At 44.3% G+C, this 12,936-nt stretch carries 10 protein-coding genes and 1 other annotated feature (1 of these 11 only partly in view); of the genes, 7 read left to right on the top strand and 3 right to left on the bottom strand.

Annotation, left to right across the window (positions count from 1 at the left end; genetic code table 11):
• Positions 1 to 63 (bottom strand) — a binding site (T-box leader); it reaches 152 nt to the left of the window's first position.
• 64 nt (positions 64 to 127) lie between these two features.
• Positions 128 to 1,336, bottom strand: a complete 1,209-nt coding sequence (locus tag ACETMN_RS20385; protein ID WP_411735043.1) for a pyridoxal phosphate-dependent aminotransferase — start codon at positions 1,334 to 1,336, stop codon at positions 128 to 130.
• Positions 1,337 to 1,596: 260 nt separating this feature from the next.
• On the opposite strand from ACETMN_RS20385, the gene ACETMN_RS20380 reads away from it, so the two are divergent.
• The 4 genes from ACETMN_RS20380 (at position 1,597) to ACETMN_RS20365 (ending at position 5,587) form a co-directional block, all read left to right on the top strand.
• Positions 1,597 to 2,592 (top strand): ABC transporter substrate-binding protein, encoded by a 996-nt coding sequence (locus ACETMN_RS20380; RefSeq protein WP_411735042.1) that lies wholly within the window; start codon positions 1,597 to 1,599, stop codon positions 2,590 to 2,592.
• A gap of 201 nt (positions 2,593 to 2,793) precedes the next feature.
• Positions 2,794 to 4,416: an ABC transporter substrate-binding protein gene (locus ACETMN_RS20375; RefSeq protein WP_411735041.1), complete on the top strand. Its 1,623-nt coding sequence runs from the start codon at positions 2,794 to 2,796 to the stop codon at positions 4,414 to 4,416.
• A 73-nt stretch (positions 4,417 to 4,489) separates the two neighbouring features.
• Entirely contained in the window at positions 4,490 to 5,311 is an 822-nt protein-coding gene (locus ACETMN_RS20370) for a carbon-nitrogen family hydrolase (RefSeq protein ID WP_411735040.1), read from the top strand.
• 90 nt (positions 5,312 to 5,401) lie between these two features.
• On the top strand, positions 5,402 to 5,587 hold the full coding sequence (locus ACETMN_RS20365; protein WP_017687767.1) for a hypothetical protein: 186 nt from the start codon (positions 5,402 to 5,404) through the stop codon (positions 5,585 to 5,587).
• A gap of 246 nt (positions 5,588 to 5,833) precedes the next feature.
• Here the strand turns inward: ACETMN_RS20365 and ACETMN_RS20360 are convergent, their stop codons facing one another.
• The gene (locus ACETMN_RS20360; RefSeq protein WP_411735039.1) at positions 5,834 to 6,754 is read right to left on the bottom strand and encodes a LysR family transcriptional regulator; all 921 of its coding nucleotides are present in this window, start codon (positions 6,752 to 6,754) and stop codon (positions 5,834 to 5,836) included.
• Between the two features lie 361 nt (positions 6,755 to 7,115).
• On the opposite strand from ACETMN_RS20360, the gene ACETMN_RS20355 reads away from it, so the two are divergent.
• From ACETMN_RS20355 to ACETMN_RS20345, 3 genes are read left to right on the top strand one after another with little or no spacing between them, the layout of a single operon-like run.
• Entirely contained in the window at positions 7,116 to 9,014 is a 1,899-nt protein-coding gene (locus ACETMN_RS20355) for a beta-glucoside-specific PTS transporter subunit IIABC (RefSeq protein ID WP_091017962.1), read from the top strand.
• Positions 9,015 to 9,029: 15 nt separating this feature from the next.
• Positions 9,030 to 9,890 carry a BglG family transcription antiterminator LicT gene (gene licT / locus ACETMN_RS20350; RefSeq protein ID WP_411735038.1) on the top strand — a complete coding sequence of 287 codons (861 nt, stop codon included), beginning with the start codon at positions 9,030 to 9,032 and terminating at the stop codon, positions 9,888 to 9,890.
• Positions 9,891 to 9,935: 45 nt separating this feature from the next.
• The gene (locus ACETMN_RS20345; RefSeq protein WP_411735037.1) at positions 9,936 to 11,393 is read left to right on the top strand and encodes a glycoside hydrolase family 1 protein; all 1,458 of its coding nucleotides are present in this window, start codon (positions 9,936 to 9,938) and stop codon (positions 11,391 to 11,393) included.
• A 322-nt stretch (positions 11,394 to 11,715) separates the two neighbouring features.
• Here ACETMN_RS20345 and xerC read toward each other — a convergent pair whose 3' ends face one another.
• Complete coding sequence (xerC, locus tag ACETMN_RS20340; protein ID WP_411735036.1) at positions 11,716 to 12,918, bottom strand: tyrosine recombinase XerC; 1,203 nt, start codon at positions 12,916 to 12,918, stop codon at positions 11,716 to 11,718.
• Between the last annotated feature and the right edge of the window lie 18 nt (positions 12,919 to 12,936).

The raw sequence follows: 12,936 nt of genomic DNA, 5'->3' as shown, positions 1-12,936 counted from the left end.
AGGGTGGAATTTACTCTCTGGGCGCGACTGATATTCTCTTACTGGTCCCGTCATCACGTTTCGTTCAATATTTCTTATAACATACCATGGAAACTTGGCATATGCAAAGGGGTTATGGTCCTGTAAATTACTTGAATAAATTCAGCTTGCCAATCCGCTCGACAGCTTCGCGTAATCGGTTTTCATCACTTAGCAGTCCTGCGCGCACATAACCTTCGCCATGCGAACCAAAACCAATACCTGGGGCTACGGCCACCTTCGCTTCTCGTAGTAACAAGTCTGCAAATGAAGCTGAGGTATAACCTGCAGGTACAGGCAACCAGCTGAAGAATGAACCTGCGGGTTTCGAAGCTTGCCAGCCAATGGATGATAGAGCGTCATAAAATGCATTGCGACGGAATTCGTAACGTGAAACCAGCGAAGTGACACATTCCTGGGAGCCAGTAAGTGCTTCCGTTGCCGCAGCTTGTATCCCACCGAAAAGACTGACATAGATATGATCCTGAAGCAGATTGATTTTAGAGACAATCTCTGCATTACCCAGCGCGAATCCAACGCGCCATCCAGCCATATTATATGTTTTGGATAACGTATAAAACTCAATGCCCACTTCTTTGGCACCAGGGGCTTGTAAGAAACTTACTGGACGATGTCCGTCGAATCCAATCGCCCCGTAAGCAAAGTCGCTGGCAATGACGATTTGATTTTGGATGGCAAATTCAACCGTATCTTCGTAGAACGAAAGTGGAGCCGTTGCAGACGTTGGGTTGTTGGGATAGTTGAGGAACATCAGCTTGGCCTTCTCCCGATCTTCGGCTGTAACTGCTTCGTAATCCGGCAGAAATGCATTGGACTCCAGCAAAGGCATAAATGACATGTTTGCTTTGGCGAGTGCAACACCAGACCAGTAATCCGGGTAGCCTGGATCGGGAACGAGAACGGTGTCACCGGGGTTAAGCAGGACTTGAGGTAACTGAACCAATCCGGTTTTGCCTCCGAACAGAATGGCTACTTCAGTCTCGGGATCCAGATCAACGTTGTAATCTTCCTTATAACGTTTGGCGACAGCTTCCTTCAGGAAAGAGTACCCTCTAAAAGGGGAGTATTTGTGGTAGAGGGGATTTTCAGCCGACTCTTGCAATGTTTTCACAATATGAGGTGGTGTAGGTGTATCCGGGTTGCCCTGCCCCAGATTGATCACGTCATGTCCACTTGCGATTTCACGATTTACATTTTGAACAAGGGTGGCAAAAAATTGCGTTGGCAGGTGTGTCATCACATCAGAAGTTGGTATCTTAAAAGCTGAACGAGCAGTTATATGGTCTGGATGGGTCATTATATTCATCACTCCGGTTATTAAAAATGGCAAATAGTTCTCATTAATTTATCACGCCAATCCCGAGCTGTATAGAGGGAAATCGATTTGAATAGACAGTACATAGGAGCAAAGAGCAGAGTATTGTACAAAACTGAAAGTACTCATTTAGTTTTGTCCATTGAGCTAAGAGAAGCCATGTTTTATGATAATATCCGATAATGATAATCAATATCATTAATTCATTCCACAACGCACGTGATATAGGGGGAGAAATAGAAATGAAAAAGGGCATTCGAAATACGGCAGTATTATTTACAGTAACGTGGTTATCCATTTTGCTACTAGCTTGTGGAAATCAGGCTGCAACACCTGCTGCCGGCACAGATGAATCCAAAGCAGCCACAGAAACGACAGAGACCACGACTGCAATGGAAGTAACGAATGAAGGCGAGACCCGGATATTCAAAGACTGGACAGGCCATGAAGTAGAGGTTCCTGTAAATCCGAAGAGAGTTATCTATCACGGAGAAGTTACAGGGGATCTGCTCGCGCTTGGTGTTGTCCCTGTCGGCATACTTCGTCAAGAGGGAACCGTATTCGATGATCAGGTTGCTCAGGCAGAAGATGTAGGATTTCCGATCAGTGTGGAAAAGGCGTTAGACCTGAATCCCGATCTGATCATTTTCTCCAACAGTGACGAGGGTCAATATGATCAGATCGCGAAGGTTGCACCCACGGTTACATTTGATTCGTTTGGTTTAATAGAAGATCGCATGCGTATCCTTGGCGATTTGTTGAATAAGAAGCAAGAAGCGGAGGACTGGATTACGGCTCATCAAAAAGCGACTGAAGAGATGTGGACGCAACTTCATGAGAACGGATTGAAAAAAGGGGAGACCGCTTCGGTATTCACCATGTATCCCGGGAACCGTCTGTTTGTCATGGCGGGTGCAGGATTGCCACAGTTGTTATACGGAAAAGACGGGCTGAAGCCAACCGCGGAAATCCAGAAAGTATTGGATGAAGACATGGGATTTGTAGAGATTTCGACTGAAAAATTATCTGAATTTGCCGGTGATCGGATATTTATTCTGGATCCTGTGACCGACGATGCGAAACAATCCACCAAAGAATTGCTAGATAGTTCAATCTGGAAGAACCTGCCTGCGGTGAAAGAAGGAAAAGTATACCGCTTTGATATCGTCAAAGCTTCGAGTGATGCCCTTTCCAGGGAGTGGTTGTTACAAGAGCTGCCAAAACAGATGATCCAATAATTAGTGATGAGCTAGTAAGGCACTGGTAACACCTTTGAGTAATGCGGATTTAATAAGTAAAAGGAGCCTTCAACCTTTCGTTGAAGGCTCTTTTTTGCTGAATAAACTCATATCTGGATTATTGACCATCGCTCGCTTATAATCAGACCATACAGAATGATTGATAATTATTCTCATTTTAGAAAAACGAGGTGAACCGACATGCAGGCTTTGGATGCCGATGGGGGAGCGTTGTTCTTCTCAGCATTCATGTTTCGGCTGGATCATCTGGTACGACGAATTGAACCACCTGAACAGGTGATGCTGGAAGTTGCTTGCGAGAAACATGCCTTCCTGATCTGCGAAGAAGGGGATGGGCGTTTATATATTGGACATGAACAGTTTCCGTTTACTACGGGATGTGTTTATCCGCTTTCTCCGGGAGAGGGGCACCAGATTGAACATCGTAATAACTTGGAATTGAAATATTTCGTAATGGCTTTTGATGTTATTCATGTGTTGACGGGTGATCCCGAGCTCTTTACCCGCCCTGTATTTGAGCACAGAAACCAATTGAATGGTTATCCCTATGCTCCTTTAAGTGGTCTGCTTGAGCAAATGTATGTCATTCGGAACTATAAAACAGATGCCGAATACAGTCATTTGAATGCACAGTTCCAAAAATGGATGGAGATGATCATTACCCGGTACACTTCTCCAAAGACGGAACAGAGTATGGAAGCAAGACTACACAGTACGATTCAGTATGTGGACGACCATTATGCTGAAGAAATCACTGTACAGAAACTGGCACGTCTTGCGGAGATCAGACCTGTACAATTTACGACTCTTTTCAGACAACTCACGGGTCACAAGCCGCTCGATTATGTAAATCATGTACGCATCAAACATGCCAAGGACTGGCTTCGCAAATCAGATGAACCACTTCGGGATATAGCGAGTCGCGTAGGGTTTAAGGATGAGTATTATTTCAGCAGGCGTTTTCGCCAAATGACCGGATTATCTCCTCGTCAATATGACAGATCGATTCAGCAGCAGACGTTGGTACAAGATTGGTTGGGTCATGATGTGAATATTCCAGTAAACCCGGAGCGAATTATGTATTACGGAGATTCGGCTGGGGATCTGCTGATGCTGGGTATTCAGATATTGGGAGATCAGACCTATGACGCGGTTGCTCCGGTTAATGTGGAAGCAGCTGTTCAAATGAAGCCGAATTTGATTATTTTTGATAGCAGCAATGAAAAGCAGTATGAACAACTTTACCAGATTGCACCGACGCTTGCTTACAATTCACATGCCACGTTGGAAGAACGAATGCGCAGATTGGGCAGCTGGTTTGGCAGACAACCTCAGGCTGAACAATGGCTAACCTCCTATGAGGAGCGTACTGAGCAGATGTGGGCGAAGATCCATACTGTGATTGAAGAGGGGGAAACGGCTTCCGTATTTACATACCATCGGGGTGCACGATTATTTGTTATGGGCAATATCGGTCTGGCGCCATTGTTATATCATCCGATGGGATTCAGGCCAGTTACCAAAGTGAAGGAAGCACTTGCAGCGGGCAGAGCCTATAAGGAAATTTCGGCTGAAGCGGTACGTCAGTATGCGGGAGATCATGTATTTGTTATGCTGCCTGAGGAAGTCGTGGCGAGACAGGCTACAGAGATGCTGATGAAAAGTCCCAGCTGGAAGGCCCTTCCGGCTGTGCAGAATGGACGGGTATACCCTGTGGAGGAGTCAACATGGAATGTGGGTGATGCACTCACGAGTGATCGATTGTTGACCCTGCTGCCTGAGGTGTTGTGTGCAAGTTCATAATAAAAACAGGCTTGCAGTCCTCAAGAGGATCAAGCTATGATAGCAGGTATTACGGTTCAGAGGAGTGCTTGTCATGACAGAAAAACAACAGGGAGAAATGCGTGTAGCCCTGATTCAGGGCGATATTCAACTCGGAGACCCTGAGGCTAATCATAAACATATGCAGAAATTGCTTGAGCGTGCGGTAGAACAATATCCGGATCTGGGGCTGGCTGTGTTACCTGAGATGTGGAATACCGGATACGCTTTGACTCAAATTCATGAACTCGCTGACCCGGAAGGCCAGAAATCTCGGGAATGGCTGTCTGCTTTTGCTCAAAAACATCAAATTTCCATCGTTGGCGGTTCCATTGCCGAGAAACGGAATGGTCAAATATACAATACAATGTACGCGTATGATCGTGAAGGAAAACAGGTAACACGATATGATAAATTACATTTGTTCCGTCTAATGGACGAGGAGAAATATTTACAGCCAGGTGCGGAACCTGAAATTTTTGAATTGCAGAACGGTCTTACAGCGGGTGCTTCGATCTGTTATGACATCCGGTTTCCGGAACTTGCTCGCACCCTTGCTCTCAACGGGGCCAAGGCATTGATTGTTCCTGCTGAATGGCCGAACCCTCGTCTCCACCATTGGCGTACGTTGCTTACAGCACGAGCGATTGAGAATCAGATGTATGTGATCGCCTGTAACCGTGTGGGAAAAGGGGGAGACACCGAGTTTTTCGGACATTCTCTCATCATTGATCCGTGGGGTGAGATTGTGGCTGAAGGTGGCGAAGGGGAAGAGATCGTGACTGGAATCATTCGCCCTTCCCTGGTAGATGAGGTTCGCGGGCGTATTCCCGTGTTTGAAGACCGTCGACCTGGCGTTTATTTTGGCGAAAAATAAAAATTGGAATAAAATTCTTTAGATAAAGTGTTTATTCTTCCAGGGCGCGGGTAATGATAACTATCCCGTTACCAAGGAGATGATCAATCAATGGACAACCATGTGAAAGATACGCTCAGGAGACTGGAACAGGATAACACAAGGGAAGATCACTTAAGGGCATTCTTAGAGAATGGAGCAGGAGGGCTATCACCCCCTGATTCAACTGTTCAGGACGAAGGCCGTGTAATGAATCAGCAAAACAGGCTGACAAGCGATCGTAATTTGCGTAAATAAACCGCCAGACATGAAGTTTTCTTATGTACGTTTCTACGTTAACATTATAAATTAGCATTGTAGCTAAACAACTTAACAAGCAACATTGTACTGTAACCAGTTACTGTGATTGCAATGTAAGAACTCTATCCTGCGGATGCGGGAAACGAGTATATGACAAAGGCTTGGCCCATAAGGGTCAAGCCTTTGTTTTGGTTCAGTATGAATTGTACCTAAAGAAATGTACCTTTAACATAGAGCAATTTCTTAGTTTCCCTTTGACAGTTCGGCCACCGTTTGTTGAAACGTATGGATGAATGCTTCGGCTGCCTTTGACAGTACTCTTCCTTGACGATAAGCCACAACAAGTGTTCTGCTGGGAGTTGGCTCAGCAAGCGGCACGTACACAGGTACGAATTCACTGCGCGGCGCACGGGCAATAAAGCGTGGAACCAGTGTAATACCCATGCCTGTGGCGACCAGCGACTGAACGGTTTCAATATTTGTGCTCTCAAACACAACTTGGGGATCAAAACCAGCCTGCTCACAGAGATCAAATGTAAGTTTGCGGAAACCCTGTCCTTTTTTCAATACAACAAAGGGTTCATCACGAAGCTCTTCAATTCGCACAGGAATCGGATGCTCCGGATCTGCCCTGCGTGCCAAAGGGTGATTCGGGGGAACTGCCAGATCAATCTTTTCCTCTCCAATGGCAACGTAGGCGAGACTTGGCTCTTGTAAAGGAAGAGATAACAGACTGAGATCTGCTTTGCCGCTTGCTGTCAATTTCTCAAGCGCAAGCCCGGAGTCTTCCAATAAGGTAACCTCAATCTCGGGATAAGCTTGTTGGAAAGCTGGAAGCACGTGTGGGAGCAAGTGTGAACCCGTGATCGGCATGCTGCCCACAACGACTTTACCTTTGCGAAGCTGGGAGATGTCTGACATTTCCTGACGCAATAGCTCCACGGCATCTACGATCTTCTGGGCTTGCTCGACAAACGTAACACCCGCATGGGTTAACTCCACGGTACTTGTATTACGCTGAAACAACAGCACACCCAATTCTTTTTCCAATTTGGATAATTGCTGGCTTAATGAAGGTTGAGCAATATGCAGTTTCTCTGCTGCCCGGGAGAAATTGCGTTCGGCCGCAATTTGCAACGTATATTGAAGTTGTCTGAATTCCATCGTCATTGGTCATTCCTTTCGTTATGCCACCATTATATCACTACAGATAAAGAAATCATTAATTTCGCTTAACCGCTTGCACTCCATCAGAAGAGTTGCTATACTAATTTTGAAAACGCTTAATAAGAACCACTTACCCGGGTAAAACAAAATCAACGTTTTCATGTGTACCAGTTTCAAGTGTTAGCACAGAACCATTTCAAATGTTCATATTCTTTTTCGTTCATATAATTGAATAACATTCATCCAACGATGGCGTGTTACTGTTCGGCAGGCAAGACCTAGATTGGGTGGGAAGAGTTTCTCTTTTCCTGCCCCTTTTAGGTCTTTTTTTGTTCCCATCAAGAAACGGAGGTGCACCATGAATCACAAACAATTAGCCCAATCGATTATGGAGCTGGTCGGTGGCAATGATAATATCAACACGTTAATTCATTGCTCTACCAGGCTCAGACTTACCCTGAAGAATCCGGATATGGCGAAGACCCAAGAAATTAAGAGCCTTGATGGTGTTATTGGCGCAGTGAATAGCGGCGGACAATATCAGGTTATTATCGGTAATGACGTCGCGTACGTCTACAATGAACTTGCCAAGATGATGGATACTCGGCAATCAAACGAAATTCAGGAGAAACAAAAAGCGGATTATAGCCCCAAAGGACTGTTTAATACTTTTGCCAGTGTCATTGCAGGCATTTTCCAACCTATTATCCCAGCCATTGCTGCCTCGGGCATGCTTAAAGCACTTTTGCTACTGGCGACCGTGACCGGCCTGATGTCTAAAGAGAGCCAGACATATACCGTTTTGAGTGTCATGTCTGATGCTGCCTTTTACTTTCTTCCGATTCTACTGGCCTATTCCAGTGCAAATAGATTTAAAACGAACCCCTTTGTTGCCGTTCTGTTTGGTGGAATCATGTTACACCCGAATATGATTGGTCTGCTTGGCGGTGAAGATCCGGTGTCCTTTATTGGCATACCTGTTGCATCCGTTCAATATGCGACATCCGTGGTACCGATTATTTTAACGGTCTGGTTCATGTCTTACATTGAAAAGTTCGCGGACAAGATCTCACCAGGACCAGTAAAAATTTTCCTTAAACCTTTGATTGTTATTCTCATTGTTGCTCCAGTTGCCCTGATTGTACTTGGACCTTTAGGGATGTATCTCGGAACGGGAATGTCCAACCTGATCTATTGGATTCAGGATAAGATTGGATGGTTGACCGTTGTCATTATGGCTATACTGATGCCTCTGATTGTCATGTTCGGTATGCATAAAGTATTTTATCCCATTATTTTCGCAGCCTTGGCTTCACCTGGATATGAAACACTGGTGCTGGTCGCGATGCTGGCATCCAATATGGCGCAGGGAGCAGGCGCACTGGCGGTGTCATTCAAAACCAAAGACATCAAGTTGAAACAAGTCGCTTTGTCTGCAGGAATTTCAGGTGTATTCGGTATCACGGAACCTGCTCTCTACGGTGTACATTTAAGGCTCAAGAAAACGCTGTTTGCCTGCATGATCGGCGCCGGAGTCGCTGGGTTGTTCGCAGGTATTGTGAATCTCAAGGCATATGCTGCCGTGGGTCCGGGGATTGCATCTATGCCTATGTTTATCAGTGAAGATCATATGAATATTATCTATGCGATCATTACCATGCTGATCTCTGCTCTTGTCGCGTTTGTCGCTGTATATGTCATTGGATTTCAGGATGTTGTTCCAACAGCAGTGTCGATAGCAGGCAGTCCTACAAACAAAGCGAGAGGCGAATCTGAAATCCAGCCATCCAAAGGGATCAAATCGAAAAAGATCGTTTTTGCTCCACTGGAAGGTAAAGTTCTGCCATTAAGAGAGGTGAAGGACGAGGCCTTCTCGCAAGAAGCCATGGGACAAGGGATGGCCATTCAGCCAAGTGTTGGCAAGGTGTTTGCCCCGTTTGATGGTACCGTTGAGACGGTGTTCCGCACTAAACATTCCATCGGTCTGAGATCGGTAGAAGGTGTAGAAATTCTGATTCATGTCGGATTGGATACGGTGAAACTGAAAGGCCAGCATTTTGATGTAAAAGTGAACGAAGGAGAACAGATCTCTCATGGTCAGCTCCTGATTGAATTTGATCTTGAAGCTATACAAGCCGCAGGTTATGACACCACGACCCCTGTAATTGTGACCAATTCCTCGGATTATCTGGAGGTGCTGGGCAATGAATCTGCGGCGACAACAGGACCGGGGAAACCATTAATTACGGTGTTATAACTCGCTGAAATATGAATGAAAGGCAGGCAGCCTGATATGGAAGTCATAAAAATATTGAATTCGAGCATTGTTCTTGCCAGACGTGGTGAGGATGACAAGGAAATTATTGTGATGGGAAAGGGCATCGGCTACAGGAGCAAACCGGGAGATGTCGTGGGCGAGGAAGAGATCGAGAAGATCTATGTCCTTGAAAATGAAATGATCTCTTCGGATCTCACCGCTCTGATGAAGGAAACGCCAAAAGAATATCTGATTCTGGCTGACGAAATCATCTCCCATGCCAAACATACATTGTCCCGCCATCTGAGTGATCATCTCTATGTCGCATTAACGGATCATCTGTATATGGCCATGAAGCGATTCAAGGACAATATGACGATCCAGAACCGAATGTTGTGGGAAGTTAAAAAGTTCTATCCACAGGAGTTCAACATCGGGTTGCATGGTCTGTCTCTCATTCAAAAACAGCTTGGACTCTCCCTGCCTGAAGAGGAAGCGGCGAATATTGCCTTTCATCTCGTGAATGCGCAGCAGAATGATGACAATATGAATCAGGTCATGATGATGACCAATACCGTCAAGGATGTACTCAATATTATCAAAATTCACTACCAAGTGGAGCTGGATACACACAGCATCAACTATTCACGCTTTTTGACCCATTTGCAATTTTTCATTCAACGGCTTTTTGAACATAAAACGTTAAACACGCAGGATCATGAGCTCTTTGAGCAGATCGCGAATAAATATCCGCAGGAGGAAGCCTGCGTATTGCTAATCAAGGATTATATTGAAGCACGGTTTGAACATACGATCTCCAATGAAGAGATGATGTATTTGATTATTCATATCAATCGGGTCATGAGTCGCAATTGAGCAAGAATCAAAGAGTTACAGAGATAATCCAAGGAGGAATACACAATGACCAATACAACAAGAACGTTTCCAGAAGATTTTCGATGGGGAGGAGCGATTGCTGCCAATCAGGCAGAAGGAGCGTGGAATGTGGATGGCAAAGGTCTGTCTACAGCCGACATTGCTATCTATCGAAAAGGTGTAGCCAAGAGTGAGTATAAAAAGCATAATGCGATCAATGAAGAACAGATCAAAACTGCGATGGAGTCTACCTCGGACAGAGAATATCCGAAACGCAGAGGCATTGATTTTTACCACCGTTACGAGGAGGATCTAGCCCTGTTTGGGGAGATGGGTCTCAAAACGTTGCGCTTATCTATTGCTTGGACCCGAATTTTCCCGAATGGCAACGAAACAGAGCCGAATGAAGCCGGTTTGCAGTTCTATGACCGCGTTATTGATGGCATGCTGAAACAAGGGATTGAACCATTAATTACGTTGTCGCATTATGAGATGCCGATGTATCTGGTGAATCACCACGGTGGATGGACGGATCGGAAAGTCGTAGAGTATTTTGTTCACTTTTGCAAAACCGTGTTCACCCGTTATAAGGACAAAGTGAAGTATTGGATTACATTTAATGAAATTGACAGCATTGTTCGCCATCCGTTTACGAGTGGTGGTATTGTGCCGGAGCGTTACGAAAATGTGGAGCAGGCTGTATATCAGGGGTTGCACCATCAATTTGTAGCGAGTGCGCTCGCAGTGAAATACTGTCATGAGATCATTCCCGGTTCCCAGATCGGATGTATGCTTACCAAACTGACAACGTACGCTCATACATGTAATCCCGAAGACGTACTTGTTGCTTCCCGGGATAATCAATTCAATCTTATGTTTACGGACGTACAGGTGCGTGGAGCGTATCCATACTTTACGAAGAGATTTTTTGCCGAAAAAGGGATTAACCTGGATATGCTTGAGGGGGATGAAGAGATTCTGAAAGTACACACTGTGGACTTTATCTCATTCAGTTATTATATGTCCCTGGTATCAAGTGTGGATGGCGACCGATTGGAGCAGGTGAGTGGCAATACAACTGGAGGGGTGAAGAACCCGTATCTGCAAACGAATGATTGGGGCTGGCAGATTGACCCGGTAGGTCTGCGCATCTCACTGAATGAACTGTATAGTCGTTACGAGGTGCCTTTGTTTATCGTTGAAAATGGAATTGGGGCGGTAGACACGATTGAAGCTGATGGTAGCATTCAGGATGATTATCGTATTGATTACTTCCGCTCTCACATTGAACAGATGCATGAGGCGATTCTGGACGGTGTTGAACTGCTCGGCTATACCAGTTGGGGAGTAATTGATCTGATTAGTTATTCTTCTTCAGAGATGGAGAAACGATATGGCTTTATTTATGTAGATCAGGATAATGACGGCAATGGAACACTGGAGAGAAAACGAAAGAAGAGTTTCTATTGGTACAAAGATGTGATTGCAAAAAACGGTTTGTAATACAGTAGTCGGGCAAGCAGTCTCATAGAAGGCGTCTTTTCATTTCATAACAGAAACTAGCAAAGCAGCTCTGGATTCAGGGCTGTTTTTTTATGTTCTAGATAAAAAGGATTGACAGCGAAGCAGCGGAAACGTAGTATAAGACTTATCTGATAATGATAATTGTTATCAATTGAAACCTCTGCGACGAGCAGTGGTCTATTTGTCTTTCTCTCATTATAGGTTAAACCTATTACATCTATAGATATCAAGCAGTGTAAAACACTGCTGTATAAGCATTCCTAGGGTGGTACTATAGTAAATGGGGACGGATTGGGGACGATTACTTAATTTCTTTATTTTTTGTGCTAAACATGTCGTCAAACTTGTTGGCTGCATCATGGTCAGCTTTACGGAAAACATGGCCATAAACATTCATTGTTATCGCTATGTCTGAATGACCCAAGCGTTCTGAAATGACTTTTGAATGTACACCTTGATTAATTAACAAAGACGCTGACGTATGTCTTAAAGCGTGAAATTTAATGGGACGTAATCCATGTTTACGAACAAAGTTGTGCCATTTGCTTGAAACATATTCTGGTCCAAATGGAGAACCAGACGAAGTGGTGAAGACAAATTGACGCTCTAAACTACCCTTCCACTCTGAACCCATTTTATCAATATTGACAACTGTCTGCTTACGCAAAGTTTTTAGAAGATCTACCACTACTCTAGGGATCGATACTTTCCGGTTTGCATCCGCCGTTTTCGGTGGTGTTATAGCCTTTTGGGTTTCTTTTGTGTATACCATTTGCTGCTCAATTTCGATAATTCCTTTATCTAAGTTAATATGTCTCCATTCGAGACCACAAATTTCACCTCGACGCATACCGGTTGTTATTGCTAAAGTAACAATTGCCTTCCAAACTAAGGGTTGCGACTCTAAGATTTCTAAAAGTTCCTTGCTCTCTTCCTCATCGTAGCATTCAGCCTTAACTTTAATTTTCTTTGGATACTTCAATCCTTCCATGGGTGAGTCCTTTATAACCTTCCAGGTTACGGCTACACCAAATATATTCCGCAATATTCTGTGAAGGGATATAAGAGTAGAAGAGGACAGTTCCCCTTTGTAACTGAAAAGCCTTTTTTCGAAATCTTCTATATCACTGAAATACTGTACAATATGCATTGTTTTAATATCACTCATTTTTTTGTTCCCTAAGTGGGGAAGTAGGAGAGTAAACATGTACTCGTTTAGTTCAGTTGTTTTAGGAGCATACTTTTTCCCTTTAGCAAACTTCTCTCTCCATTCATCTACGAATGCGGCAAACGTCATTTTTTCTGGTGCAATATACTGTCCAGATTCTACTTCCATTTTGAATTTAACTAATTCTTCATTGAGCCTCTCATCCAATTTCTTTGGTGATAATTTTTCATCGATGCGAATCGTTTTCTTTTCACGTAACCGTTTCCCATTAGAATCGTAACCAGCTTCAACGGTTAATCTCCAAGAATTGGTCCCACGAGCTTCAATAGATGCCATTTTCCTTACTCCTCTCAG

Origin of the sequence: Paenibacillus sp. M2, from assembly GCF_046713495.1 — a bacterium.
GTDB classification, from domain to species: domain Bacteria; phylum Bacillota; class Bacilli; order Paenibacillales; family Paenibacillaceae; genus Paenibacillus; species Paenibacillus amylolyticus_B.
Note: the sequence above shows the minus strand (reverse complement) of the source record. Positions and strands in the feature narration are given on the sequence as shown.